At 72.8% G+C, this 25684-nt stretch carries 17 protein-coding genes; 11 read left to right on the top strand and 6 right to left on the bottom strand.

The annotated features are described in order from the left end of the window. Nucleotides 1-29: 29 nt before the first annotated feature. From ACLF6P_RS05310 to yczE, 3 genes are read right to left on the bottom strand one after another with little or no spacing between them, the layout of a single operon-like run. Nucleotides 30-1394 (bottom strand): MFS transporter, encoded by a 1365-nt coding sequence (locus ACLF6P_RS05310; RefSeq protein WP_415948459.1) that lies wholly within the window; start codon nt 1392-1394, stop codon nt 30-32. Between the two features lie 43 nt (nt 1395-1437). Then, a complete protein-coding gene (locus ACLF6P_RS05305) occupies nt 1438-2205 on the bottom strand; it encodes a glycerophosphodiester phosphodiesterase (protein WP_415948458.1) in 768 nt (255 codons plus the stop codon). Further along, on the bottom strand, nt 2202-2906 hold the full coding sequence (gene yczE, locus ACLF6P_RS05300) for a membrane protein YczE (RefSeq protein ID WP_415948457.1): 705 nt from the start codon (nt 2904-2906) through the stop codon (nt 2202-2204). Before yczE ends, ACLF6P_RS05305 begins: the two co-directional genes overlap by 4 nt. Nucleotides 2907-3013: 107 nt before the next feature. Between yczE and ACLF6P_RS05295 the strand changes: the two genes are divergently transcribed. Further along, the gene (locus tag ACLF6P_RS05295; protein WP_415948456.1) at nt 3014-4513 is read left to right on the top strand and encodes an SCO1417 family PLP biosynthesis transcription factor; all 1500 of its coding nucleotides are present in this window, start codon (nt 3014-3016) and stop codon (nt 4511-4513) included. 140 nt (nt 4514-4653) lie between these two features. Here the strand turns inward: ACLF6P_RS05295 and ACLF6P_RS05290 are convergent, their stop codons facing one another. Continuing rightward, nucleotides 4654-6198, bottom strand: coding sequence for a hypothetical protein (locus tag ACLF6P_RS05290; RefSeq protein ID WP_415948454.1), 1545 nt, complete (start codon nt 6196-6198; stop codon nt 4654-4656). 67 nt (nt 6199-6265) lie between these two features. Next, entirely contained in the window at nt 6266-6460 is a 195-nt protein-coding gene (locus ACLF6P_RS05285; protein ID WP_415948453.1) for a hypothetical protein, read from the bottom strand. Nucleotides 6461-6736: 276 nt separating this feature from the next. On the opposite strand from ACLF6P_RS05285, the gene ACLF6P_RS05280 reads away from it, so the two are divergent. From ACLF6P_RS05280 to ACLF6P_RS05260, 5 genes are all read left to right on the top strand, one after another. Continuing rightward, nucleotides 6737-7126, top strand: a complete 390-nt coding sequence (locus ACLF6P_RS05280; RefSeq protein WP_415948451.1) for an ankyrin repeat domain-containing protein — start codon at nt 6737-6739, stop codon at nt 7124-7126. Nucleotides 7127-7451: 325 nt separating this feature from the next. Beyond that, nucleotides 7452-8864: a HEAT repeat domain-containing protein gene (locus ACLF6P_RS05275; protein ID WP_415948450.1), complete on the top strand. Its 1413-nt coding sequence runs from the start codon at nt 7452-7454 to the stop codon at nt 8862-8864. Between the two features lie 139 nt (nt 8865-9003). Next, a complete protein-coding gene (locus tag ACLF6P_RS05270; RefSeq protein WP_415948448.1) occupies nt 9004-10509 on the top strand; it encodes a hypothetical protein in 1506 nt (501 codons plus the stop codon). Nucleotides 10510-10729: 220 nt separating this feature from the next. After that, nucleotides 10730-11614, top strand: a complete 885-nt coding sequence (locus tag ACLF6P_RS05265; protein ID WP_415948629.1) for a hypothetical protein — start codon at nt 10730-10732, stop codon at nt 11612-11614. Between the two features lie 144 nt (nt 11615-11758). After that, a complete protein-coding gene (locus ACLF6P_RS05260) occupies nt 11759-16435 on the top strand; it encodes a coiled-coil domain-containing protein (protein WP_415948447.1) in 4677 nt (1558 codons plus the stop codon). Between the two features lie 123 nt (nt 16436-16558). Here ACLF6P_RS05260 and ACLF6P_RS05255 read toward each other — a convergent pair whose 3' ends face one another. After that, nucleotides 16559-17044 carry a hypothetical protein gene (locus tag ACLF6P_RS05255; RefSeq protein WP_415948628.1) on the bottom strand — a complete coding sequence of 162 codons (486 nt, stop codon included), beginning with the start codon at nt 17042-17044 and terminating at the stop codon, nt 16559-16561. 407 nt (nt 17045-17451) lie between these two features. Here ACLF6P_RS05255 and ACLF6P_RS05250 point away from each other — a divergent pair, with 407 nt between their 5' ends. The 5 genes from ACLF6P_RS05250 (at nt 17452) to ACLF6P_RS05230 (ending at nt 25624) form a co-directional block, all read left to right on the top strand. Continuing rightward, nucleotides 17452-20337: a sensor histidine kinase gene (locus tag ACLF6P_RS05250; RefSeq protein WP_415948445.1), complete on the top strand. Its 2886-nt coding sequence runs from the start codon at nt 17452-17454 to the stop codon at nt 20335-20337. Further along, nucleotides 20334-20774, top strand: a complete 441-nt coding sequence (locus ACLF6P_RS05245; protein WP_415948444.1) for a roadblock/LC7 domain-containing protein — start codon at nt 20334-20336, stop codon at nt 20772-20774. Before ACLF6P_RS05250 ends, ACLF6P_RS05245 begins: the two co-directional genes overlap by 4 nt. Nucleotides 20775-20783: 9 nt before the next feature. Beyond that, nucleotides 20784-21179, top strand: a complete 396-nt coding sequence (locus ACLF6P_RS05240; protein WP_415948443.1) for a DUF742 domain-containing protein — start codon at nt 20784-20786, stop codon at nt 21177-21179. Between the two features lie 52 nt (nt 21180-21231). Further along, nucleotides 21232-24891, top strand: coding sequence for a hydantoinase B/oxoprolinase family protein (locus ACLF6P_RS05235; protein ID WP_415948441.1), 3660 nt, complete (start codon nt 21232-21234; stop codon nt 24889-24891). Nucleotides 24892-25018: 127 nt separating this feature from the next. Beyond that, on the top strand, nt 25019-25624 hold the full coding sequence (locus ACLF6P_RS05230) for a GTP-binding protein (protein WP_415948440.1): 606 nt from the start codon (nt 25019-25021) through the stop codon (nt 25622-25624). Nucleotides 25625-25684: the final 60 nt, after the last annotated feature.

Below are 25684 nucleotides of genomic sequence, written 5' to 3'. Positions count from 1 at the left end.
CGCCCCAGGTCCGCACCGACTTTCTTTGCTCAGACCTTCTCCGGCACCCGATTCCCGGCCTCCTCGACGGCCCGCCGCACCGGAACGCGTGCGAGGAGCACGAAGCCGATCACGAAGAAGGCGACCAGCGAGAGGATCGCGTCCCGGTAACTTCCCGTGGCCTGGTACGTCAGGCCGAAGATGAGCGGCCCCAGCCAGCTGATGCCCCGGTCGCTCATCTCGTATGCCGCGAAGTACTCGGCCTCCTTGCCCCGCGGCACCAGGTGCGAGAACAGCGAGCGCGAGAGCGCCTGCGTTCCGCCGAGGACGAGACCGATGCCGGAGGCGAGGACGAAGAACCAGACGGGAGCACCGGCGGGCAGGAAGTAGCCCGCGCCGAGGATCAGCGTCCACACGACCAGCGAGCCGAGAATCGTCCGCTTGGCACCGTGCACCCGGGCGAGCCGCCCCATGGCCAGTGCCCCGGCGACCGCGAGGAGCTGGACGAGCAGGACCGCCACGATGAGCGTGGACTGGCCGAGGCCGAGCTCCTCGGAACCGTAGACCGAGGCCTGGGAGATGACCGTCTGCACGCCGTCGTTGTAGGCGAGATACGCCAGTAGGAAGGCCAGCGTGAGCGGCCGCCCGCGCATGTCCTTCAGGGTGGCGCGCAACTGGCGCCAGCCGCCCACGGCGGGCGCCTGTCCGGCCGGTTCCCGGGGCCGGTCCCGCAGGCGGGCGAGCGGTACGAGCGTGAACACGCCCCACCACACACCCGCGGAGGCAAGGCAGATCCGTACCGCCGTGCCCTCCGAGACGCCGAAGGACTCGTGGGCGGTGAAGAGGATCAGATTGAGGACGAGGACCAGCGCACCGGCCGCATAGCCGAAGGCCCAGCCGCGCGCCGAGACCGCATCGCGTTCCTCGGGCGCGGCGATCTGCGGCAGGTACGCGTTGTAGAGCGCCATCGCCACGGCGAACGAGGCGTTCGCGATCACCAGGAGGAGCCCGCCGAGCAGATAGCGGTCGCCGTCGAGCAGGAACATGGCCGCCGTCGCCCCCGCGCCGAGGTAGGCGGCGGCAGCGAGCAGCGGCTTCCTGCGGCCCGTCCGGTCGGCGGCCGCGCCGACCAGCGGCATCGCGATCAGTGCGACGACGAGCGAGGCCGAGACCGCGTACGGGAAGAAGGAACCGGCCCGCACCGGGATCCCGAGTGGGTGCACGAACCCGTCCGCACCGGCCGCCGATTTGGCGACCTCGGTCAGATACGGGCCGAGGAACACCGTGAGCACGCTGGTCGAGTAGACCGAGCAGGCCCAGTCGTAGAAGTACCAGCCGCGCTGTTCGTGCCTGCGCCGCTCGCCCTCGCCTCCGCCTTCGCCCTCGTCCCGCTCCGTGACGGTGTCGGTCCCCACCGCGCCCCCTCGCTGTTCCGGTCGAGGCGGCGCCTCGGTGCGCTCAGGCCCAGGCCCCGCGCTCCTTGAGCACCTCGATCAGTGTCCCCGTGTGATCGGTCATGATGCCATCGACTCCCAGGTCGAGGAGCCGTTCCATCCGCGCCCGCTCGTTCACCGTCCACACGTGCACCTGCAGCCCCAGCGCGTGGGCGGTGCGGACGAAGCGGCGGTCGACCACCGGGACCCCGGACTGCGTCTCGGGCACCTGGGCGGCGACGGCCGAACGGCGTGGGCGGACCGGCAGCCCGAGCGAGCGCAGCCGCAGCGCCAGCACCCCCGCGGTGCCGAGCGAGGTGGCGAGGCGCGGTCCGGCGAGCCGCTGGGCGCGCGCGACCCGCGCCTCCGAGAAGGAGCCGACACAGATCCGGTCCCAGGTGCCGGTGCGGCGGATCAGGTCGAGCAGCGGGCGCAGCGCGGGCTCCGCCTTCACATCGACGTTCCAGCGCGCCTCGGGGAAGGCTTCGAGCAGGTCCTCGAAGAGCGGTACCGGCTGGTGTCCGGCGACCCGCGCCGTGCGCACCTCGGACCAGCGCAGATCGGCGATCGCCCCGCGGGTGTCGGTGACCCGGTCGAGCGTGGCGTCGTGGAAGGCGACGAGCCGCCCGTCGGCCGTGGCGTGCACATCCGTCTCCAGGTAGCGGTAGCCGGAGTCGACGGCGCTGCGGAAGGCTGCCTCGGTGTTCTCCAGGCCGTCCGCCGCCCCGCCCCGGTGGGCGAAGGCGAGCGGGGCGGCGGCGTCCAGGTACGGATGGCGTCTCGCGTCGGTCACCTCCGCAGTATCGCCCGTCCGCGTGGCGCGGCGGTGACCACCCTGCTGCCGTGGTCCGGATCCGGGATGGCGAAGAAGCGCAGGAAGAACTGGGCGAGCGGCCCGATCGCCAGCGCGTACGCGACGGTGCCGATGCCGACCGTGCCGCCGAGCAGGAAGCCCGAGGCGACCACCGCGATCTCGACGCAGGTACGGGCGAGCCGGATGGACCAGCCGGTCGTCCCGTTGAGCCCGGTCATCAGGCCGTCGCGCGGGCCCGGACCGAAGCGGGCCGAGATGTACAGGCCGGTGGCCACCCCGTTGAGCACGATGCCGGTGATCATCGTGAGCGTCCTGAGCACCCAGCCCTGCGCATCGGGTACGAGGGCGAGGGTGCCGTCCATGGCGAGGCCCACCACGAACACGTTCGAGACCGTGCCGAGCCCGGGCCGCTGCTTCAGCGGGATCCACAGGAGCAGCACGATCGCGCCGACGATGATCGAGACGACACCGATGGTGAGGCCGGTGCGCTCGGCCAGCCCTTGGTGCAGGACGTTCCACGGTTCGAGGCCGAGACCGGAGCGCAGCAGCAGTGCGGAGCTCGCGCCGAACAGGGTGAGGCCCACGTAGAGCTGGATGAGGCGGCGGGTCAGATGGATGCCGCGCTGCAAGGTGTCCCCCTCGGTTGTCGCATCGGATGCCCCGGCCACAGCTTCCCCCATGGCCTTCGTCCCCTGCGGGAGTGGCCTGGACAGGCCTGCACGTGACACTCTGTGGCTTGCTGGAAGAAGGTCGATAGGGCCAATTTGGGGAAGGTGGACTGGTTTCCATGGCGCAGTGGACCTCGGCGGTGGGAGCCACACAGCTCGCCCGGCTCATCAGCTCGCAGCAGGTGCGCCCCGCGGGCCCCGGCTCCCGCCGCCCGCCCGCCTACCGCGCGCTCGCGGACGGCATCCGCACCTTTGTGCTCGAAGGCCGCGTCCCGGTCGCCGCGCGGCTGCCCGCCGAGCGGGAACTGGCCCAGGCGCTCAACGTCAGCCGGACCACCGTCGCCGCCGCCTACGAGGCCCTGCGCGGCGAGGGCTTCCTCGAATCCCGCCGCGGCGCCGGGAGCTGGACCGCCGTACCGGCGGGCAATCCGCTGCCCGCGCGCGGCCTCGAACCCCTGCCGCCCGAGGCGCTCGGCTCGATGATCGACCTCGGCTGCGCGGCCCTGCCCGCGCCCGAGCCGTGGCTGACCCGTGCGGTCCAGGGCGCTCTCGAGGAGCTGCCGCCGTACGCCCATACGCACGGCGACTACCCGGCCGGGCTGCCCGCCCTGCGCCAGATGATCGCCGACCGCTACACCGAGCGCGGCATCCCCACGATGCCCGAGCAGATCATGGTGACCACCGGCGCGATGGGGGCGATCGACGCCATCTGCCATCTGTTCGCCGGCCGGGGCGAGCGCATCGCCGTCGAGTCACCCTCGTACGCGAACATCCTGCAGCTGATGCGTGAGGCGGGCGCGCGCCTGGTGCCCGTCGCCATGGCGGAGGGTCTGAGCGGCTGGGACCTGGAGCGCTGGCGGCAGGTGCTGCGCGAGTCCGCGCCCCGGCTCGCCTACGTCGTGGCCGACTTCCACAATCCGACCGGCGCGCTGCCCGACGACGCCCAGCGGCGGGCGCTGGTCGACGCGGCACGCTCCGCGGGTACCGTCCTCGTCGTCGACGAGACGATGACCGAGCTGTGGCTGGAGCCCGGCTTCGAGATGCCTCGGCCGGTGTGCGCCTTCGACCCGGCCGGATCCTCGGTGATCACGGTCGGCTCGGCGAGCAAGGCCTTCTGGGCGGGCATGCGGATCGGATGGGTACGCGCGGCACCGGACGTCATCCGCTCCCTGGTCGCGGCCCGCGCGTACGCCGATCTCGGCACGCCCGTGGTGGAGCAGTTGGCCGTCAACTGGCTGATGAGCACCGGCGGCTGGGAGGAGGCCGTGGCGATCAGGCGGACCCAGGCGCTGGAGAACCGCGATGCCCTGGCCGCCGCGGTCCGGCGCGAACTGCCCGGCTGGGACTTCGAGGTCCCCGCGGGCGGGCTGACCCTGTGGGTACGGGCCGGCGGGCTCTCCGGCTCACGGCTCGCGGAAGTGGGGGAGCGGGTCGGCGTACGCGTACCGTCCGGGCCGCGCTTCGGCGTGGACGGCGCCTTCGAGGGTTTCGTACGCCTGCCGTTCACCGTGAGCGGCGCCGTCGCGGACGAGGCGGCCGTCCGCCTCGCGGCGGCGGCCCGCCTGGTGGAGGGCGGCGCCGGGGGCGGGGCGCTGCAGCCGCAGACGTTCGTCGCGTAGGGGGTGCTGTCAGCCCGTCCGGCGTTCGGGAACGGGCGCGTTCACGCGCGAGACGGGGGCTGGGGGCGAAGCTTCATGGGGGCAGGTGCCCCCGGAACGCAAACGTCGGAACGCAAACGTCGGAACTCAAACGCCGGAACTCAAACGTTGCTGGGACTCAGCGAGTCGTCCTGAGCTGCCACCCGCTCAGGCAACAACTCGAGCACGGCGCGCCGCAGCGCCTCACCTGTCGCATCGTCATACGGATCCGGCGTAGCCGGAACCTGCAGCCGATGCACAGGACCCTGGCCCATGCGCGCATACCCACGCCCGGGCGGCACATCGGGCGTGGGCGTGGTGTGCGGCGCCGTCCCCAGCACGGCCTCGATCTGCGCGGGGGACGCCACCCCGAGCACCACCCGCGCCCGGGTGTGCTGCCGCACCGGCTCGCTCAGCGCGTCCATCGTGTCGAACTGGTCGGCCACGACCACCGTGACGCTCGCCGCCCGCCCGTGCCTCAGCGGGACCTGCAGCAGCGCCTGCGGATCGTCGCGCCCGTCCGCCGCGGCCAGATGCCCGAGCACACTCGGCCGGTCGAGCAGGATCCACAGCGGCCGCCGGGTGTCCTCGGGCGCGGGCTGCCCGGCCTGCCGGGCACGGTTCGCCGCGATCAGTCGCCGCTCCGTCTCGTGCGCGGCCCACTCCAGGCAGGCCGCCGCCCCGGCGAGCCCGCACTCGACGCCGAGCACACCGTGGCGTCCCGTCAGGCACGCGTACTCACCGGTGCCGCTGCCCTCGACGATCAGGATGTCGCCGTGCCGCAGGGCCTGCAGGGCGATCGAGCGCATCAGGCTCGTGGTGCCGCTGCCCGGCTGGCCGACGACGAGGAGGTGCGGTTCGGTCGAGCGGGGCCCGGTGCGCCAGATCACGGGCGGCACGTCCCGCTGCTCCTCGCCGTCCGTGACGGGCAGGGTGCGCTGGACGGAGCTCTCGTCCGTGAAGCCGAGCACCGTCTCTCCGGGCGTGGTCACGAAGCGCTGCGCGGCGATGTCCGTGGGCAGCGGAGGCAGCACCCGCACGGTCAGCTCGTTGCCCTCCTCGTCCCATGTGAAGTGGTACTCGCGGCCGCGCCCCGCCTTCGCGTGCAGCACCTGTTCGATGCGGGCCCGGGACGGGGCCTCGCCGTCGGTGAAGTACGCGGGATAGCGCAGCACGAGGCGGCTGAGACGGCCGCTGTCGTCGAACTCGTGCGAGGTGAAGGCCTTGTCCCATTCGCCGCCGTGCGCATAGAGCGGACTCGGGTCGTCGGGGACGGAGAGATACGGGACCAGCGCCTCGTAGAGCGTCTGCAGGCGCTGGATCCTGCCCTCGTCCTCCTGGTCGGGCTGCGCCGGCGTGCGGTCGCGGCCGGTCCAGGCCGCCGCCGCCATGAGCGAGACCAGGGCGAGCAGCGGGCCGTACGGGACGAGGACCACGACCAGGAGGCACGAGGCGACGAGGAACAGGAGAGGACCCCGGCGGTCCTTGGGTGTCTCCGTCCACTTGCGCCGCCCTGCGGAGGCGAGGCGGCGCAGTCCCCGGGTGATGGTGATCAACGGATGGAGCACGTCCGTGGCGTTGTCGGCTGCCGTCCTGGCCAGTTCCCGGCTTCGCGTGAGAGAGGCGGAACCGGTGGTCAGAATCCGCGGAAGTGGTCGCCTGGCCACGTCGTACTCCTGAAGTTGTGATCCGTAGTGATCCGTTGTGAACCGGGTGGGTGTACCGGGTGCGGACTCAGAAGCTGATGCCGCCGAGGAGGCTGGCGAGGCTCTCGCCGCCGGCCGTGATGCTCGGTGCGATCTGGGTGCCGGCGAGATAGAAGCCGAAGAGTGCGCAGACCAGCGCATGGGAGGCCTTGAGTCCGTCCTTGCGGAAGAACAGGAACACGATGATTCCGAGCAGTACGACACCCGAGATGGACAAGATCATGAGATTTCTCCTGGTAGAGGGGACAGTCACCATGAGTTGTTCCAGGCTCACAGGATGTATCCATACGATAAAAGGTGCAACTGGGTGAAATTTGGCTGATTTCCCTCATATGGATGCATGCTGCTTGCGGAGGCGGGGGTCGGTTGCCGGGCCACTGCGGGGCCCGGGGTGATCTTTGCCTCGGGCGGGGGCACGCATGTGCTGCGACGGGCAGTACGCTGGCGATTCACTCTTACGGCCGAGTCACTTGGCCGCCGAAGCGAAAGGTCGAGCCGCATGACGCAAGTACCCGATCCGGAGGTCGTGGAGCTCGCCACGAAGATCTTCGATCTGGCGCGCCAGGGCGAGACCGAGACCCTTGCCGCCTACGTGGACGCCGGCGTTCCGGTGAACCTCGCCAACGACCGGGGCGACTCCCTGGTGATGCTCGCCGCCTACCACGGCCACCCCGCCGCGGTGCGCGTGCTCCTGGAACGCGGCGCGGACGCCGACCGGGCCAACGACCGCGGACAGACGCCGCTGGCAGGCGCGGTCTTCAAGGGCGAGACCGAGGTGATCAGGGCCCTGCTCGACGGCGGCGCCGATCCGGCCGCGGGCACCCCTTCGGCGGTCGACACGGCCCGGATGTTCGGCAAGGCCGATCTGCTGGAGCTCTTCGGCGCGTAGACGGCCCGGGGGCGGAGCCGATGGCTCCGGGGGCCGGAGCCCGGAGGATCCGGGGTTTACGGGGGCAGGCGGGCGATCAGCGGAAATCTGGTCGACCAGGCCGAAGCGGCTGGGCCATCATGACGTCGTGATTCACGGACACGACTGCTGGGCAGATGCCGCAGCACGCGGACCGTGACCGGCCCATACCTTGGGCCGCCGACCGAGAGGCAGAGGAAGATGGCTTACAGCAAGCAGCGGACGACGGGCAGCCACACGTGTTGTCGCGCCGGCAGGTAGCAGTCCACCCCCCTGTTGCGTCGACGCTCGATGTGAGGCTTTTCCCATGTTCGACACGGTCATAGCGCCCAGCGGCACGCTGCTCGGCCTGCTCCAGCGAGGCCGCGGCGACGGCACGCTGCACGCACTCACCGCCCCACGCGAGGAAGCGCTCGCGGCCCTCGACCGGTGTGTCCTGGGCGACCCCCGCCACGACTGGCAGGTGGAGAACCGCTCGCTCTACTACGCACGGCTCTACCTCGACCTGCGCGGCCCGCTGGACGAGATCGCCCGGCACCTGTTCTGCGCCGAGGACGTCCTCGACGGCGAGGAGTGCCGTACGGGGCTCGCGCTCGCCGTGCTCGGCCACCTCGCCTCGTACGGACGCGACGACGCGCTGATGCTGCTGCGCCGCTATGCCGCCGAGGGCACCAACTGGGCCTGGGCGCTCGACGAACTCGCCCTGCGCGACGAGGACGGCGCCCTGCGCGCGCTGGCCGAGCCGGTCCTCGCCCGCTTCCCGCAGACCCCCGAGGGCGATGCCGAACTGTCGGCGGCCGTACGGGACGCCTTCGAACCGCGGCCGTGGCGGCTGTGGGCCGAGGACCCGCGTGAATCCGTCGGCGCGCGGGTGCGCGCGGCCGGCGAACGCGGTTCCTTCGACCAGTGGCAACGGCAGCTCAGGCCCACCGGCCCGCGCCCCGGCTGGAGCGTCGATGCCGTGTTCGCCTGGGCCGAGGAGGCGATGGAGCGCGGCGGCGGCCGCCATGTGCCCGCCGCCCGATGTCTGGCCGCCGTGGCCGGACCCGAGGACCTGCCGGAGATCCTCTCCGCGGCCCGCTCGGGCTCCGACGGGGCGCGCTGCACCGCCTTGCGCTACCTCGCCGACGTACGGGATCCCTCCGTGCCCGATCTGGTGGAGGCCGCCCTGGCCGACGGCTCAAGGGTCGTGGCGGAGGCCGCCGTCGACGCCTTCGAGCGGATGGCCGGGCCCGAGGCGCTGGAACGCGCCCGCCGCTGGGCCGGACGGCCCGACGCCCTCGGGGCCGCGGCCGGGCGGGTGCTCGCCTGCCGCGGCGGCGCCCAGGACGCGCCGCTGGTGCTCGGCGCGCTGCGCGAGGCCGTCCGGGCCGAGGGGCCCGACGGGCCGACCCTGTGGACGCTCGTGGACGGCACGGGACGGCTCGGCATCGGGTGCGCCGCGCCCGTTCTGCGCCACGTCTACCGCGAGACGGCCTCCTCCCACCTGCGCGGACGGGCGGCCGTCGCCCTCGCCGCCACCGACCCCTCCTTCGCGGCCGGCTTCGCCGTCGAATGCCTGTGGGACTGCGAGGAGACGACGCGCGAACTCGCCGCGCGGCACGCCGAGACCGCCGACAGCCGCGTCGTGGAGCAACTGCGCCGGCTCGCCGCCGATCCGGCGGAGGAGACCGAGATGCAGACGGTTGTACGGAGCCGGATCGGGCATCCGGACACCTGAGGACACGCGGCGGAGCGAGGCCCCGGGCGGCGCGCGTTGTGAGGTGCGGCACACCTCGGCCCCTCGTGGCCCTCGGGGACAAGCACCCGCAAGCGGTCCGTTTCGGTCGTTGTCAGTGCGAGCGCCTAATCTCTACGTCGTGACTGCTCCTGCCCCGGCGAAGACCCATCCGTCCCCGGCACCGGGCCCGGCCGCCGACGAGGGCCTGGCGCGGCGCCTGCGCGCGCTCGCCTGCACCGCTCCGCTCCATGACCTGGACGTGCGCAAGGCAAACCTGGCCGGGGAGTACACGGTCTATGCCATGGCCGAGGTGGCGCTCGCAGCGATCGACCTGGTCACGCTGAACATGGACTTCGACACCGGCGCCGACCACGAGCAGATCGTGGCCCGGCTCCTGCCGCGCATCGCCGCCCAGGCCCCGCAGCGGCCGGCCGCCGAGCACGAGCGGGTGGCCCGCTGGGTCCTGGAGAACCTGATCAACGTCGGCAGCGTCGACCGCGGCTTCCGCGCCGTCTACGGCACGTTCGCGCCCGACGGCAGCTATGTCCGCCGCGACTACGACTTCAAGCTGGTCGAAGAGGTGCCGGGGTACGGCGGCGGGGTCTATCTCCGTACGACCGACGAGGCGGTCAACGTCCTCGTCGGCGCCCTCGACACGGATGTCACCAGCGCGCAGATCGCCGCCGAGGTGAAGCTGGAGGTCCTCATCAGCCGGGGCCGTCTCGCCGACGCGCAGCTCGCCGCGGAGCAGGCCCGCTACCGCACCGTGCAGTACTCGGAGACCCTGCGCCGCTCCCTGGACGCCACCCGGCGCAATGTGCGGGCCGTCGACTGGCTGGAAGCCGTCCCGGACATGATCGCCGAGGCGCTCGACCATGTCGCCGACCGCTACCGGCACGAGAACGCGATTCTGACGAACATCCGCAGAGCGCGGGACGAGACCGAGGACCAGGACCACAAGCAGCGGGCCGCCGAGCTGGTCGACATCGTCAAGGACTGCATCCGCCGCCACACCCAGCTGCAGTCCCGGCTGCTCGAAGCCGGGCCGCTGTTCCGGGCCGAGCAGGACCGCCAGGCCTTCGCACCGCCCTCCGGGCGCGTCGGGCTCGATCTGTACGGGCAGCTGGTGGCGCCGGTCCTGCCGCTCCCGGTCGAGCAGGCGATCCGGGTGACGGACGCGTTCTTCACGCGCGGCACCGGTCTGCGCACCCCCACCTCCGTACGGGTCGGGGACCTCGTCGGCATACTCCTCACGCCGCCGCAGGAGCGGGAGCACCTCGGCGCCGAGATGCCCGAGCCCGAGTTGATCGCCACGCCGGACGACAGCAGGTTCAGCGAGGAGCAGCTCGCGCGCGCCATGGAACTGCTCGACCTGGAGCACGAGGCGCCGCGCCGGCTCTCCGGGCTGCTCGACGACGCCCGCCGCATCGATCCCGAACTGCCCTACCTCGTGGCCCTGCTCGCGGTGCACGCGGCGAGCCCGCCGGTGGGCACGGCCTACCGTCAGGGCGAGCCGAAGCTGCTCTTCGCCGTGGACGACGGCACCCGGCTCGACGACCCGGAGTTCGGCGGCGCCGACCTCATCGTGGGCACCGCACTCCTTGACGCCGCCGGCATGGCGGCGGACCGGACGGAGGCGGCGTGAGACGAGCACCCGGCCCGCCACGGGCCGCCGCGCCCCGCGCATACGGCCTGACCCGAGTATCCGGCCCGCCCCGCGCATCTGGCGCGCCCCGCATTTCCGCCGCGCCCCGCGCATCCGACCAGCCGGCCGCTTTCGGAGCGCCGCCCGCATACGGCCCGCCCCGAGCCTTCGCTACGTACCTCAGCACCCCCCGCGCAAAGGAGCCCCGCCCGTGACCGACATGGACGGCGGGACCGGCGCCTGGGGCGAGCCCGAAGCACGCCCCGCGACCGCGCCCGTCACCCCCGCCGACGCGGCCGATGCCGCCCGCCTCGTCTCCTTCGGGCTGCAACCCAAGCTGCTGCCCGCCAGGGACGCCGAATACGCCGAACTGCTGCGCCGCTACCGCGAGGACCCGCCCTTCGCCCGGCTCGCCGACGCGGTGGCCAGCGGGCTCGGCCTGGTCGTCCTGGAGGTCTCCCCGCGCGCGGGCATGGCCGTGACCGCCGCCGAGGACTCGCTGTTCGCCGTACGGATGGGTGACTACGCCCGGCGTGCGAACTCCGACGCGGGCGACCGCTTCCTGCACGGACTCGCCCATCTCGCGCTCGCCGCCCTTGCCTTCCCCCGCCCGGAGGACCTGGCCGACGACGGGTACATCGGGCGGATCACCGTCAACGGCGTGGACGCCTTCGTACGGCAGGCCTGTCAGCGCCTCGAAGAGCGCGCCGAGGAGGCGGGTGAGAACACCGACCCCGCGTCCGAGGCCCCCGGGCTGGAGTCCGCCTGGCGGATCTGGGCGCGGCGCAGCTCCACCGGCGCGACCAAGGACGCGCGGCGGCTCGCGGGTTCGACCACCGGCATCGTCTCCAAGGCCGCCGCGTTCCTCACCGACTCCGGTTTCCTGCAGCGCACCGGGGACGACTCCGGAGGCACGTACCGCACCACCCCGCGCTATCAGCTGCAGGTGCGCGACATGGCGGGATCCGCGGCGATGGCCGAGCTGCTCGACCTGGGTGTCGTCCCGGTGAGCGACGGCTCCGCGAGCCTGACCGCGCCCACGCCGGACGAGGACCTGGAGCTGGTGGCGGGGGCGGGCCTCCCCTTCCACGCCGACGGCCCCTGAGCCCCCGCGGCCCGCCACAAGGCGGCCACCCGGCCACCCGGCCACCTCAGCCACCAACCCGGCCACCTCAGCCACGGACGTGGCCACCCGGCCACCTCCGTCACCGACCACCCATCCCGCCCACCGCGCTTACGAGAGTCCGCCATGTACGAGCTGTCCCGGGTCCGCCTCTACTCCATCGGCCCCGCCGGTGCGCGCTATGCCGACACGGTCCTTGACCTGCGCGGGGTGGGCGAGGCCGTGCCCGATCCCGCGCCGCAGCAGGCGGAGTTCTTCGCAGAGGAACCGACCGGGCCGCAGCGCCGCCCGGCACCGGCCGGTGTGCTCTTCCTGGAGAACGGCGGCGGCAAGTCCGTCCTGCTGAAGCTGATCTTCTCGGTGATGCTCCCGGGCCACCGCAACACCCTCGGCGGCGCCAGCTCCGGCGTCCTGCGCAAGTTCCTGCTCGCCGACGACTGCGGTCATGTGGCCCTGGAATGGCAGCACACCTTGACCGGCGAGTGCGTGGTCGTCGGCAAGGTGAGCGAATGGCGCGGCCGTCAGGTCTCCAACGACCCGCGGAAGTTCGCCGAGGCCTGGTACTCCTTCCGTCCCGGCCCCGGTCTCTCCCTGGACAACCTGCCCGTCGCCGAGTCCACTGCGGTCCGCCCGGTCGCCGAGGGCGCCTCCGCTGCCCGGGGCCGCCGGCGCACCATGAAGGGCTTCCGCGACGCGCTGACCGAGGCGGGCAAGGCGTATCCGCACCTCGAAGTGCACTGGGAGGAGATCCACGACCGCTGGAACGAGCACCTCGGCGAGCTCGGCCTCGACCCCGAACTCTTCCGCTACCAGCGCGAGATGAACGCCGACGAGGGCGAGGCCGCCGGTCTCTTCGCGGTCAAGAAGGACTCCGACTTCACCGATCTGCTGCTCCGCGCGGTCACCGACACCCGAGACACGGACGGCCTCGCCGACCTGGTCAGCGGCTTCGGCAACAAGCTGGGGCGGCGCGCCGAGCTGATGGCCGAACGGGAGTTCACGGCGGGCTCCGTGGAGCTGCTCGGCCGCATCGTCGAGGCCACCGACACCCGTACCCGGGCGCGCGAAGTGCACACGGCCGCCGAACGCCGCACCCGCACGCTCGCCCGCCGGCTCTCCGCCCGCGCCGCACAGGAGCGGGCCCGCGCCGCCGGGCTCGCCCAGGAGGTCACCGCCGCGGCGCACGCGGTCACCGAGGCCGAACAGGCCCGCGGTACGAGCGCCCTGATCGCCGCCGAGCTCGCCTACCGGCACGCCTCCCTCGCGCTTGCCGCGGCCGAGAAGGCCGCCGCCGCGCAGAAGCGCGAACTCGCCGACGCCCGCACCCTGCACGCCGCCTGGCAGGCCGCCGAGGCGGTCCTGCGCTCCCGCGCGGCCGCCGACCGCTCCGCCCGCGTCGCCGCGGCGATCCGTGAGGCCGAGCGGGACGCCGCGCCCGCGCTCGCCGCCCGCGCGAAGGCCGCCGCCGATCTCGTACGGGCGCTGCACACCGCCGCGGAAAGCGCCGAGCAGCTCGCCAACGAACAGGAGGAGCGCTCCGCCGCCCTCCAGGAGGCCGGCGAGGCGGCGCACCGCGATGCCACCGTCGCCGCCACCGACGCCCAGCGCGCCCGCAGCGAGATCGGGCATCTGCGGCAGCGGCTCAGCGAGGTCGAACAGGAGACCGCCGAAGCGGTACGGGCCGGCTGGCTCGACGACACCGCACCCGATGCCGATCCGGCGCGGGCCGCGCTCGCCGCGAGTGATGCCGAGAAGAGCACCGTCGCCGCCTGGGACACCGCCCGCGAGGCGGCCCGCGTCACGGCGGACCGGGCACGCGAGGCCGCCTCCGCCGAGACCCGCGCCGAACTGACGGCCGCCCGGGCCGCCGACGCCGCCGAGGCGGCGGACCGGACGTACGAGGCCGAACTGCGCACCGTCGACGCGCTCGCCGCCGAGGAGCGGCTGGCCGAACTGCTCGGCCTGCCGGACGGAGTGTCGTCGTCGGTGGACCGGGCCGAGGAGGACACCCGAGCCGGCGGGCACCCGCGCACGGACGGCACCGACACCGGGAGCGCACCGCACCCGTCCGCATCCCGGCCTCTCACCGCGGCCGAGCTCGACCGGAGCGCCGACGACCTCAGGGAACTGCTCGACACCACTGTGGCCGCGGCCGAGCGGCAGCTCTTCGAGCTGCGCACCGCCGCCGCCGACGAATCCCGCATCCTCGGCGCGCTCGGCGACGGCGGGCTGCTGCCGCCCGGCCCCGACGTCCTCGCCACCGTCGAGTACCTCGGCGAGCACGGCATCCCCGCACTGCCCGGCTGGCGCTACCTCGCCCAGGCCGTCGACCCCGCCGACCATGCCCGGGTGCTCGCCGCCCGCCCCGAACTGGTCGACGGCGTGCTGATCACCGACCCGGACACCCACGCCCGCGCCCGCGAAGCCCTGGCCGCGGCCGCCCTGCTGCCGCGCTCCGCCGTGGCCGTCGGCACCGCGAACGCCCTGCTCGCGCCCACTGCGGCCGAACAGGACGGAACGGCGGGCGGATCCGAGGTCTTCCTTGTACCGCCGAACCCGGCCATGCACGACGAACTGGCCGCCGACCAGGAGCGGCAGGCCCTGCGCGCCCGCGCCACCGAGCGGGACGAGGAGATCCGGGCGCTGGCCGCCCGCCTCGGCAAGGACCGAGAACTCGCCGCACGCCTCGCCTCCTGGCGCACCGGCTGCCCGGCCGGCCGGCTCACCGAGCTGGCCGAGGCCGCGACCGCCGCCCGCAGCTTCGCCGCGGAGGCCGAGGCCGAGCTGACCGAGGCACGCACCGCACGCGCCGAGGCCGACGAGGCAGCCGCCGACGCCGCCCGCGTACGGGACGAGAAGCAGGACGCTGCCCAGCGCGCCCGCCGCGTGGCCGACGCCCTCGCGGGCCTCGCCTTCCGGCTGCGGGAGCGGGCCGGCTGGCAGGCCGGACTGCGGGAACTCGCCGATGAGGCGGCCGAGTCGGAGGCGAAGGCCGAGGCCTGCCTGGAGCGTGCCCGCGCCGCCGACGAGGACCGCCGCGCCGCCCAGCGCGCCGCCGACGACGCCCGCCGTACCGCGCGCGCCCTGCGTGCCGAGCGCTCCGAGATCGCCGGTGCTCCCGAGGACGTACCTCTGGACGCCGAGGCGCCCCAGGCGCCGCTCGCCGCGCTGCGCGAGTCCTACCGCGCGGCCTCCCAGCTGTACGAGAAGGTCGGCGTAGGCGCCGATCTGCGGGCCGAGCAGGCCCGCGCCGAGTCCGACGAATCGGCGGCGCTCGCCGAGCTCGACCGGCTCAGCAACAAGGTCCGCACCCGCGCCGCCGCCCTCCTCGAAGGCCCCGACGGCGCCGACGGACCCTCCCGGCAGGCCGCGGCCGCCCGGGCCGAGTCCCTCGTGCAGATGCTGGAGATCCGCGCTTCCACCGCGAGCGAGCAACTCGGCCGGCTCCGCGGCGAGGCCGAACGGCACGCACCCGAGGACGGCGAGGCGCACACCGAACTGCCCGAGGACCGCACCCCGAAGGACGCCGAGCAGGCACAGAGCCTCCTGCGCACGGCGACCGGCGAACTCGCCTCCTGCACCGAGGCGTTGAGCGCCGCACGGGACCGGCATACCGCCCTGCTCACCGCCCACCGGGCCGCCGAGGACGGAGCGGGCGGTTTCGACGAGACCGCCGCGCTGCTCCGTGACCTCCTGCGTGACCACCACTTTGCGGACGAGGCGGAGGGCGAGCCGGAGCCGTTCCCCGGACCGCTCGAGGAGGCCCGGCAGTCGGCCGCCGAGACGCGGCGTTCCCTGCGCGGTTGCGCCACCGACCTGTCCGCCGCCGAAGCCGCCGTACGCGAGGCGAGCGATGTCCTCGTACGGCATGCCAACGCCACCCGCTACGAGCAGGTGCGCACTCCCGCACGCCAGCAGATCCGCGAACTGCCCGCGGCCGTGCTCCCCGAGCACGCCGCGAAGTGGGCCGAGGCCTTCGCGCCGCGGCTGCGCGTCCTGACCGACGAACTGGCGCAGCTCGAACGCAACCGCGACAGCATCGTCGACCGGCTGCGCGGCCTCGTCGAGACCGCGCTCGCCACGCTGCGCTCCGCCCAGCGGCTCTCCCGGCTGCCCGAAGGCCTCGGCGAGTGGTCGGGCCAGGAATTCCTGCGGATCCGCTTCGAGGAACCCGACCAGGCCACCCTGACCGAGCGTCTCGGCGAGGTCGTCGACGACGCGACCCGGGCCGCCGTGAAGAAGAACTCGGACCTCAGCAGGGACGGCATGTCCCTGCTGCTCAGGGGAGTCCAGGCGGCGCTGCAGCCGCGCGGCGTCTCCGTGGAGATCCTCAAGCCGGACGCCGTCCTGCGCGCCGAACGGGTGCCCGTCGGACAGATGGGCGATGTCTTCTCCGGCGGCCAGCTGCTCACCGCGGCGATCGCCCTGTACTGCACGATGGCGGCCCTGCGCAGCAACGACCGCGGCCGTGACAGGCACCGGCACGCCGGCACGCTCTTCCTCGACAATCCGATCGGCCGCGCCAACGCCACGTACCTGCTGGAACTGCAGCGCGCCGTCTCCGACGCGCTCGGCGTGCAGCTCCTGTACACCACCGGCCTGTTCGACACGACCGCGCTCGCCGAGTTCCCGCTGGTGATCCGGCTGCGCAACGACGCCGATCTCCGGGCGGGCCTGAAGTACATCAGTGTCGAGGAGCATCTGCGCCCCGGTCTGCCACAGCAGGACCCCGAAGGCGAGACGGTGCACGGCGAGATCACGGCCACGCGGATGTACAAGCGCCCCGCGGAGACGACGGGCTGAACTCCACAGGTCCGGGCCCGGAGCGAGGTTTGACCGGACCCGCTCGGCACGGCATCCGCCGCGCACGGCTCCGGCATGAGTGCGCGGCAGTCCTCCCGACGCGGCGCGCGGGCGCGCGGCCTCTCACGCCCGCGCGCCGGCCACCTCTCCGTGCGTCCCGGCCTGCTGAGTCCCCGACGCCGACGCCCGTGTCGGCGTCGGTGTCCGCGTCTGCGTCGGCGTGGCAGGTCGGGACCGCGCAGACGACCGGCCCTCGCGCCGCGCCTGCCGACGCGCCCGGCGCCGCTCCCGGCGGAGTCTGCGCGCCGTGCTGCGCGGGGTCGACACCACGCCATTGCGCTGGTTCCACACCTGGCGCGTGACCCACACGTCCAGCACACCCCAGGTCGACACGACGGTGCCGCCGACGCTGGCGAGCATCATCGGGAAGGCCAGTGACGATCCGGTGACGCTGCAGAAGTACGCCACCATCGTCGAGATCATCGTCAGCGAAACGAGAAGCACCGCCCGCACCGCGGCCGTGCGCACCGGATCGGGCATGCGGCGCCGCCCCACCGGATCCTCCACCCACAGCTCCCGGCCCGGCCGCCGGGTCCCCGCCGTCCCCATGGTCACGTCTCCCACTCCCCGCGGCCGGGCGCATCCGTTCCTTGCCGGGCCCGACTCTTCTGTGACTGCCCGGATTTGACCCGGTTCACTCCACAGTCTCGCACGTCACCTGCCCCCTGTGTCCCCGATCCTAAGGACGAACGGGCGGCCCGAAAGATTCCCGGTGAGCGTGCAGATTCGGCCAACACCGGATCTTGAATGGCGTGAAACAGATGCCCCTGATCGCCTGATGCCGGGTGGTGATGTGCCCGTAAGTAGGGACAACTCGGTATGCGGTGCCGCCGACCGGGCCCGGACGGGGGCGAGTTGAGGTCGGACACCCCTTCGAGTTGTTCGAGCGGCAGTAGTAGGCTCACGCCGTTTCTGACGTCGCGCCTCCTCAACCGGGGGCCGTTATGGGGGAGGCCATGCGCTTTCGCGGGAAGTCCATCCGCCGGAAGATCGTGGCGCTGCTCCTGGTGCCGCTGCTGTCGCTGACCGTCGTCTGGGGGTACGGCACGTACGTCACGGGCCGGGAAGCGGTACAACTCCTCGACGTCGCAACGATCGTGGACGAGATCGGTTTCCCACTGGACGACACGATCCGGGTCATCCAGGAGGAACGCCGGCAGACCCTGGTCCATCTCGCGGACCGGGAGAACGGCCGGGAGCGCCGCACGCTGGACGGCAAGCGGGCGGCCACCGACCTGATGGTCGAGCGGATCCGTTCGGCGGCGAACGACGAGGATGTCCGCGACATCCTCGACGACGGCTCGGCCCGCCGGCTCGACGCGATCATCGAGGCCTTCGACTCCCTCGACTCCCTGCGCCGCTCCGTCGACGGCGGCCAGGCCAGCCGCAAGGAGGCACTCGGCCAGTACACCCGCCTGATCGACCCCTGTTTCAGCTTCCTGATGGCCACCCACGCCATGGACAACCTGGAGATGGACCGGCAGGCCCGCTCCCTGATTGTCCTGGCCCGCGGCCGCGAGGCCCTCTCCCGCGAGGACGCGGTGATGGCCGGGGCGCTGCGCGCCGAGAACTACAGCAAGGACGACTGGCACCAGGCCGCCGCGCTGCTCGCCCAACGCGAGGTGTACTACGCGAGCGGCCTCGAATCGCTGCCCGAGGACGAGCAGGACCGCTTCGAACGCTTCTGGGACAGCGCCTCGGCCACCCCGCTGCTCGACGCGGAGAAGTCCGTGGTCAGAGCCGGTGACACCCAGCCGAAGGGCCTGACGCCACGTGCCTGGGACGCGGCCGCGGGCCGGGCTCTCGACGACGTGGGCGCCCTGACCAAGGCCGCGGGCGACCGCTACAAGGAACGCGTCGAGCCGGTCGCGATCGGCGTGCTCGTCAAGGCCGTCCTCGTCGGCTTCTTCGGCCTGCTGGCCCTGGTCTTCGCCGTCGTCATGTCCATCCGCATCGGCCGCGGCCTGGTCCGCGACCTCGTCCATCTGCGCGATGACGCCCACGAGGCGGCCGGCGTCCGGCTGCCCGGTGTGATGCGCCGACTCGCCGCGGGCGAGGCGGTCGACGTCGAGACCGAGGCCCCGCTCCTCGAACACGACAAGGACGAGATGGGCCAGGTCGCCAAGGCCCTCAACACCCTGCAGCGCGCCGCCGTCGACGCGGCCGTGAAACAGGCCGACATGCGGCGCGGCGTCTCCGACGTGTTCGTGAACCTGGCCCGCCGCAGCCAGGTCCTGCTGCACAAGCAGCTCACCCTGCTCGACACCATGGAACGCAGGACCGAGGACACCGCCGAACTCGAGGACCTCTTCCGCCTCGACCACCTCACCACCCGCATGCGCCGCCACGCCGAAGGCCTCGTCATCCTCTCCGGCGCCGCGCCCTCCCGGCAGTGGCGCAAGCCGGTCCAGCTGATGGACGTGGTCCGTGCCGCCGTCGCAGAGGTCGAGGACTACGAGCGCATCGAGGTGCGCCGCCTGCCGCGGATCGCCGCGCAGGGCCCGGCCGTCTCCGACCTCACGCACCTGGTCGCGGAACTCCTGGAGAACGCCACCGTCTACTCGCCGCCGCACACCGCCGTCCAGGTGGTCGGACAGCGCGTCGGCAGCGGCTTCGCCCTGGAGATCCACGACCGCGGACTCGGCATGACCTCCGAAGCGCTCCTGGAGGCCAACCAGCGGCTCGCCGAGACCCCCGAGTTCGAACTCTCCGACACCGACCGGCTCGGCCTCTTCGTGGTCAGCCGCCTCGCCCGGCGCCAAGGCGTACGGGTCTCGCTCACCCCCTCGCCGTACGGCGGGATCACCGCGGTCGTCCTCATCCCCCAGACGCTCCTGACCGACCACTCGGACACCGACGGGACCGGGCTGCGGATCGATCTCGAAGCCATGGAGCGCGATGCCGACCGCAAGGCGCGGCTCGCCCAGCTGCCGCTGCCCGTGGACGGCGACGTACTCGACGGACCGGTGGAACTGGAGGCTCCGATGAGCCCGGAGGACCTGCGCGGCGCGCGGGGCTCCGGACCGGGCCGCGGTGTGCTCGGTCCGCTCGGCGGGGCACAGGACATCGGCGACGAGGACAGCGAGCGCGGCGACCTGTTCCGGCCGCGCCGGCATCTGACCGAGGCGACGGGGGAGCAGCACCAGCAGGCCCGCGACGCACGCGAGTCGGGCGGCGAGGCGGTACGGCCCGATGGCGGCCCCCGCCGTACGGCCGACAGCCTGGTGCCGCTGCCCCGGCGCCGTACCCCCAAGCTGGTCAGCTCGCACGGTCGCACCCTGGCGGAGCGAGGCGCGCGCGGCGACGACTCCTCGCCCGAGACCGCCCGCGCGGCCGACAGCCCGACCCGGACCGGCGAAACGCCCCCGGCCGCCTCCCGCGCAGCCGACGGCCCGGGCTCCGCCCCCTCGGGTGCGGCCGACAGCCCGTCACCCGCGGCCTCCCGGACGGCCGATGTCCAGGTCCCCACGGCCGCCCCCGTGGCCGACCCTCCGACCGGAGGCCTCGACAGTCCCACCCAGAACCTCCCCCGCCGCGTCCGCCAGGCCAGCCTGGCGCCGCAGTTGAAGACCTCGGACACCAGGCGGTCCGCGGCGGAGCGCACGGCGCCCGCCGCCGACCGCGATGCCGACGAGGTCCGCAGCCGGATGGCCTCGCTCCAGCGCGGCTGGCAGCGCGGCCGGGTGGAGACCGGCGTACACGAACCCGCCGAGGACCCCGGCCGTCCGCAGCCCGCCACGGCGGATCCGGCCGAGCAGCCCACCGCCGAAGCCTCGGCGGGCGAACCGGCAGCGGCCGAAGACGCCGCGCCAAGCACCACACCCGAGGGGAACGGCCGATGACCACACCGAGGACCGGAGCACAGCAGGCAGGCAGCGGCTTGTCAGGGGAGCTGAACTGGCTCCTTGACGATCTGGTCGACCGGGTCGCCAGCATCCGCAAGGCGCTCGTGCTCTCCGGCGACGGTCTGCCGACCGGCGTCTCGCAACAGCTCACCCGCGAGGACAGCGAACACCTGGCCGCCGTCGCCTCCGGCTTCCACAGCCTGGCCAAGGGCGTCGGCCGGCACTTCGAGGCGGGCCGGGTCCGCCAGACGGTCGTGGAGCTCGACGACGCGTTCCTGTTCGTCACCGCAGCGGGCGACGGCAGCGCGCTCGCGGTGCTCTCCGACGCGGACTCCGATGTCGGCCAGGTGGCCTACGAGATGACGCTCCTGGTCAAGCGCGTGGGCGTACATCTGGGCACCGCGCCGCGCACCGACCTGCCCACGGGAGGGTAGTACGAGGGCATGAGCGACGACGGCAGCGCGACCCCGCACTGGTACGACGACGACGCAGGACCGGTGGTGCGCCCCTACGCGATGACGCGGGGCCGCACCGCCGGCGCGGCACGCCACCGGCTCGACCTGATCGCGCTCGTGGTCCCCGAGCCGCGCGCCGAGGACGCCGAATCGGACCAGACCCTGTCGCCCGAGCACGTCGACATCATCGGGCTCTGCCTCGAAGCCCCGCAGTCGGTGGCGGAGCTTGCCTCCTCGGTGGATCTGCCGATCGGTGTCGTACGGGTCCTGATAGGTGATCTGGTGGAGGGCGAACTCGTCCATGTCACCCGGCCCGTACCCCCGGCGGAACTCCCGGACGAGAGTATCCTCCGTGACGTGATCACCGGCCTGCGCGCGCTCTGAAACCGGCCGACGGCCGCAACCACAGCCGCGCGACCCCGCGGAGGAGACCCACGTGACAGGCGAGGCACCCGGCTGGCAGTTCTGGATCGACCGAGGCGGCACGTTCACCGACATCGTCGCCCGCCGGCCGGACGGCAGCCTGCTCAGCCACAAACTCCTCTCCCAGAACCCGGAACGCTACGACGACCCCGCGGTCGCCGGTATCCGCGACATCCTGGGCGGAGCCCCCGACACGGCACGCATCGACGCCGTCCGCATGGGCACCACGGTCGCCACCAACGCGCTCCTGGAACGCAAGGGCGCCCGCACCCTCCTCGTCATCACCAAGGGCTTCCGCGACGCACTCCGCATCGCCTACCAGAACCGCCCGCGCATCTTCGCCCGGGAAATCCTCCTTCCCGAGCTCCTCCACGAGCGCGTCATCGAGGTCGACGAACGCCGCACCGCCGACGGCACCGTCCTCACCCCGCCCGACCTCACCGCCCTCGAAGCCCCGCTGCGCCAGGCGTACGAGGACGGCATCCACGCGGTCGCCGTCGTCACGATGCACAGCCACCTCCACCCCGGCCACGAACAGGCCGTGGGCGAGCTCGCCCGCCGTATCGGCTTCCCGCAGATCTCGCTCTCCAGCGAGGTCAGCCCGCTGATGAAGCTGGTGCCGCGCGGCGACACCGCCGTCGTCGACGCCTACCTCTCACCCGTCCTGCGCCGCTACGTCCAGCAGGTAGCCGACCAGCTCCCCGGCGTACGCCTGATGTTCATGCAGTCCAACGGCGGACTCACCGAGGCGGGCCACTTCCGCGGCAAGGACGCCGTCCTCTCCGGACCGGCCGGCGGCATCGTCGGCATGGCGCGGATGTCCGAACTCGCCGGTTTCGAGCGCGTGATCGGCTTCGACATGGGCGGCACCTCCACCGACGTCTCGCACTACGCGGGCGCCTACGAACGGGTCTTCACCACCCAGATCGCCGGGGTCAGACTGCGCGCCCCCATGCTGGACATCCACACCGTCGCCGCGGGCGGCGGCTCGGTGCTGCATTTCGACGGCAGCCGCTACCGCGTCGGCCCCGACTCGGCAGGTGCCGATCCGGGCCCGGCCTGCTACCGGCGCGGCGGACCGCTCACCGTCACCGACGCCAACGTCATGCTCGGCCGCATCCAGCCCGACCACTTCCCCCGGGTCTTCGGCCCGGGCGCCGACCAGCCGCTCGACGCCGCCCTCGTACGCGAACGCTTCACCGAACTCGCCGCACGCATCCAGAAGGAGACCGGCGACCGGCGCACGCCCGAACAGGTCGCCGAGGGCTATCTGCGGATCGCCGTGAACAACATCGCGGGCGCCGTCAAGCGGATCTCCGTCCAACAGGGCCACGACGTCACCCGCTACGCCCTCACCACCTTCGGCGGCGCGGGCGGCCAGCACGCCTGCGCCGTCGCCGACTCGCTCGGCATCCGTACCGTCCTCGTACCGCCCCTGGCCGGTGTCCTCTCGGCGCTCGGCATCGGACTCGCGGACACGACGGCGATGCGCGAGCAGTCCCTGGAGGCGCCCCTCGACGAGGCCGCAATGAAGCGCGTACGGGAGACGGCCGGGCAGCTGGAGCAGGCGGCCCGCGGCGAACTGCACGCGGAAGGGGTGCCCGAGGACCGCGTCCGCGTCACCCGCCGCGCACAGCTCCGCTACGACGGCACCGACACCGCGCTCACCGTCCCGCTCGCCGAAGCGGCCGCGATGCGCGAGGAGTTCGAGCGGCGGCACCGCGCCACTTACTCCTTCACCCTGGAGCGCCCCCTCGTCGTCGAGGCACTCTCCGTCGAGGCCACCGGCCTCACCGACGCACCCGGCCTCGCCGGCCTTGCGCCCACGGGCGAGGGCGAACCGCGGCAGGTCCGCCTGCACACCGCGGGCGACTGGCGCGAGGTCCCGCTGCACCGGCGCGAGGAACTCGGCGGCGGGCGGCGGGTGGCGGGCCCCGCGGTCATCACGGAGGCCAACTCCACCACCGTCGTCGACGAGGGCTGGACCGCGGAACTCGGCGCCGACGGGCATCTCGTCATGCACCGCACCACCGCCACCGAAGGCCCCACGGCAGGCACCGAGGCCGATCCCGTCCTGCTGGAAGTCTTCAACAACCTGTTCATGTCCATCGCCGAACAGATGGGCGCCCGCCTCGAATCCACCGCGCAGTCCGTCAACATCAAGGAGCGCCTCGACTTCTCCTGCGCCCTCTTCGACCCGGACGGCAACCTCGTCGCCAACGCCCCGCACATCCCCGTGCACCTGGGCTCCATGGGCACCTCCGTCAAGGAGGTGATCCGCCGCCGCGGGGACGCGATGCGCCCGGGCGACGCCTACGCCGTCAACGACCCGTACCACGGCGGCACCCACCTCCCGGACGTCACCGTCATCACTCCCGTCTTCGACCGCGAAGGCGAGGAACTGCTCTTCTACGTGGCCTCCCGCGGCCACCACGCGGAGATCGGCGGCATCGCCCCCGGCTCGATGCCCGCGCACAGCCGCCGCATCGACGAGGAGGGCATCCTCTTCGACAACTGGCTGCTCGCCCAGGACGGCCGCTTCCGTGAGCAGGAGACCCTCGACCTGCTCACCAGGGCCCCGTACCCCTCCCGCAACCCCGCGACCAACCTCGCCGACTTCCGCGCCCAGATCGCCGCCAACGCCAAGGGCGTCGAGGAAGTCACCCGCATGATCGAGGACTTCGGCCTCGACGTCGTCCAGGCCTATATGCGCCACGTCCAGGACAACGCCGAGGACGCCGTACGCCGCGTCATCGACGCCCTCGAAGACGGCGAGTACGCCTACGAGACCGACCTGGGCGCCACCATCCGCGTCGCCGTACGCGTGGACCGCGAACAGCGCACCGCCACCCTCGACTTCACCGGCACCTCCGCCCAGCTCCCGGGCAACTTCAACGCCCCGTACGCCGTCGTGAACGCCGCCGTCCTCTACGTTTTCCGCACCCTGGTCGCCGACGACATCCCGCTCAACGACGGCTGCCTGCGGCCGCTCAGGATCATCGTGCCGGAGGGCTCCATGCTCTCCCCGCGGCCGCCCGCCGCGGTCGTCGCCGGCAACGTCGAGACCTCCCAGGCCATCACCGGCGCGCTCTACGCGGCGCTCGGCGTGCAGGCCGAGGGTTCGGGCACGATGAACAACGTGACGTTCGGCAACGAACGCTTCCAGTACTACGAGACCGTGGCCTCCGGGTCCGGTGCGGGCGACGGCTTCGACGGCGCCCCCGTCGTCCAGACCCATATGACCAACTCGCGCCTCACCGATCCCGAGGTCCTGGAGTGGCGCCTCCCGGTGCTCCTGGAGGAGTTCTCCGTACGGCGGGGGAGCGGGGGCCAGGGGCGCTGGCGCGGCGGTGACGGAGCCGTGCGGCGTATCCGCTTCCGCGAGGCGATGACCGTCTCCACGCTCTCCGGCCACCGGCGCGTACCCCCGTACGGGATGGCCGGCGGCGCGCCCGGCGCACTCGGCGCCAACCTCGTCGAGCGGACCGACGGCACCGTCGAGACACTCGCGGGCAGCGATTCGGTCGAACTCGCGGCGGGCGACGTGCTCATCATCGAGACACCGGGCGGTGGTGGGTACGGAACGCCCGGACCGGGCGGACCGAGCGGATCGACCGGGGAGAACGCACCGACCGGAACCGCCGGTAACCGATCCGGAAGCGGTCGGCTGTGAAACCGTTGCGCACAGGATCACCCACCCGCGGTGAACCGGGCAGCGCGCGCCGATAGAGTCAGGATGGACGGAACTGCCGCACCGGACAGGCAAGTTCCGCCTCACCGGTCGATCAGGAGTGGAGAACATGGTCCTCGGGCGTACGGAGCACCGACAGGCCCCGGTCGAACCGGTCACCCTCAAGATCCTCGTGGCCGGCGGATTCGGCGTGGGCAAGACGACCCTCGTCGGAGCGGTCAGCGAGATCCGGCCGCTGCGCACCGAGGAACTGCTCAGCGAGGCGGGGCGCCCGGTCGACGATCTGCAGGGCGTGGAGCGCAAGATGACCACCACCGTGGCGATGGACTTCGGACGCATCACCGTCCGCGAGGACCTCGTGCTCTACCTCTTCGGCACCCCCGGCCAGGACCGCTTCTGGTTCCTCTGGGACGAGCTGGCCCAGGGCGCGCTCGGCGCCGTCGTCCTGGCCGACACCCGGCGCCTTGAGGACTGTTTCGCGGCTGTCGACTACTTCGAGCGGCGCGGTATACCGTTCATGATGGCGGTCAACTGCTTCGAGGGCGCCACCCGTTATCCCGCCGACATGGTCCGCCAGGCACTCGACCTGGACGAAGAGGTCCCCGTCGTGCTGTGCGACGCCCGCAAACGCGAGTCGGCGAAGACCGTACTGATCAGCCTCGTCGAGCACGCCATGACGAAGGCCGCCCAGTCCCGCGAGCCGGCCACCACCTGAGCCCGGCGGCCACGACCTGATCCCTTCGCCTGATCCCTGAGCCCGGCCGGCGTGGCACAC

The sequence above is a fragment of the Streptomyces lothianensis genome (assembly GCF_047779955.1).
Taxonomy (GTDB): Bacteria; Actinomycetota; Actinomycetes; order Streptomycetales; family Streptomycetaceae; genus Streptomyces.
Note: the sequence above shows the minus strand (reverse complement) of the source record. Positions and strands in the feature narration are given on the sequence as shown.

Excerpts from the sequence above, each read along its gene's own strand:
- yczE (WP_415948457.1), bottom strand. The coding sequence starts at position 2,906 with ATGGGGGAAGCTGTGGCCGGGGCATCCGATGCGACAACCGAGGGGGAC.
- ACLF6P_RS05295 (WP_415948456.1), top strand. The coding sequence starts at position 3,014 with ATGGCGCAGTGGACCTCGGCGGTGGGAGCCACACAGCTCGCCCGGCTC.
- ACLF6P_RS05285 (WP_415948453.1), bottom strand. The coding sequence starts at position 6,460 with ATGATCTTGTCCATCTCGGGTGTCGTACTGCTCGGAATCATCGTGTTC.
- ACLF6P_RS05280 (WP_415948451.1), top strand. The coding sequence starts at position 6,737 with ATGACGCAAGTACCCGATCCGGAGGTCGTGGAGCTCGCCACGAAGATC.
- ACLF6P_RS05275 (WP_415948450.1), top strand. The coding sequence starts at position 7,452 with ATGTTCGACACGGTCATAGCGCCCAGCGGCACGCTGCTCGGCCTGCTC.
- ACLF6P_RS05265 (WP_415948629.1), top strand. The coding sequence starts at position 10,730 with ATGGACGGCGGGACCGGCGCCTGGGGCGAGCCCGAAGCACGCCCCGCG.
- ACLF6P_RS05260 (WP_415948447.1), top strand. The coding sequence starts at position 11,759 with ATGTACGAGCTGTCCCGGGTCCGCCTCTACTCCATCGGCCCCGCCGGT.
- ACLF6P_RS05255 (WP_415948628.1), bottom strand. The coding sequence starts at position 17,044 with ATGGGGACGGCGGGGACCCGGCGGCCGGGCCGGGAGCTGTGGGTGGAG.
- ACLF6P_RS05250 (WP_415948445.1), top strand. The coding sequence starts at position 17,452 with ATGCGCTTTCGCGGGAAGTCCATCCGCCGGAAGATCGTGGCGCTGCTC.
- ACLF6P_RS05245 (WP_415948444.1), top strand. The coding sequence starts at position 20,334 with ATGACCACACCGAGGACCGGAGCACAGCAGGCAGGCAGCGGCTTGTCA.
- ACLF6P_RS05240 (WP_415948443.1), top strand. The coding sequence starts at position 20,784 with ATGAGCGACGACGGCAGCGCGACCCCGCACTGGTACGACGACGACGCA.
- ACLF6P_RS05230 (WP_415948440.1), top strand. The coding sequence starts at position 25,019 with ATGGTCCTCGGGCGTACGGAGCACCGACAGGCCCCGGTCGAACCGGTC.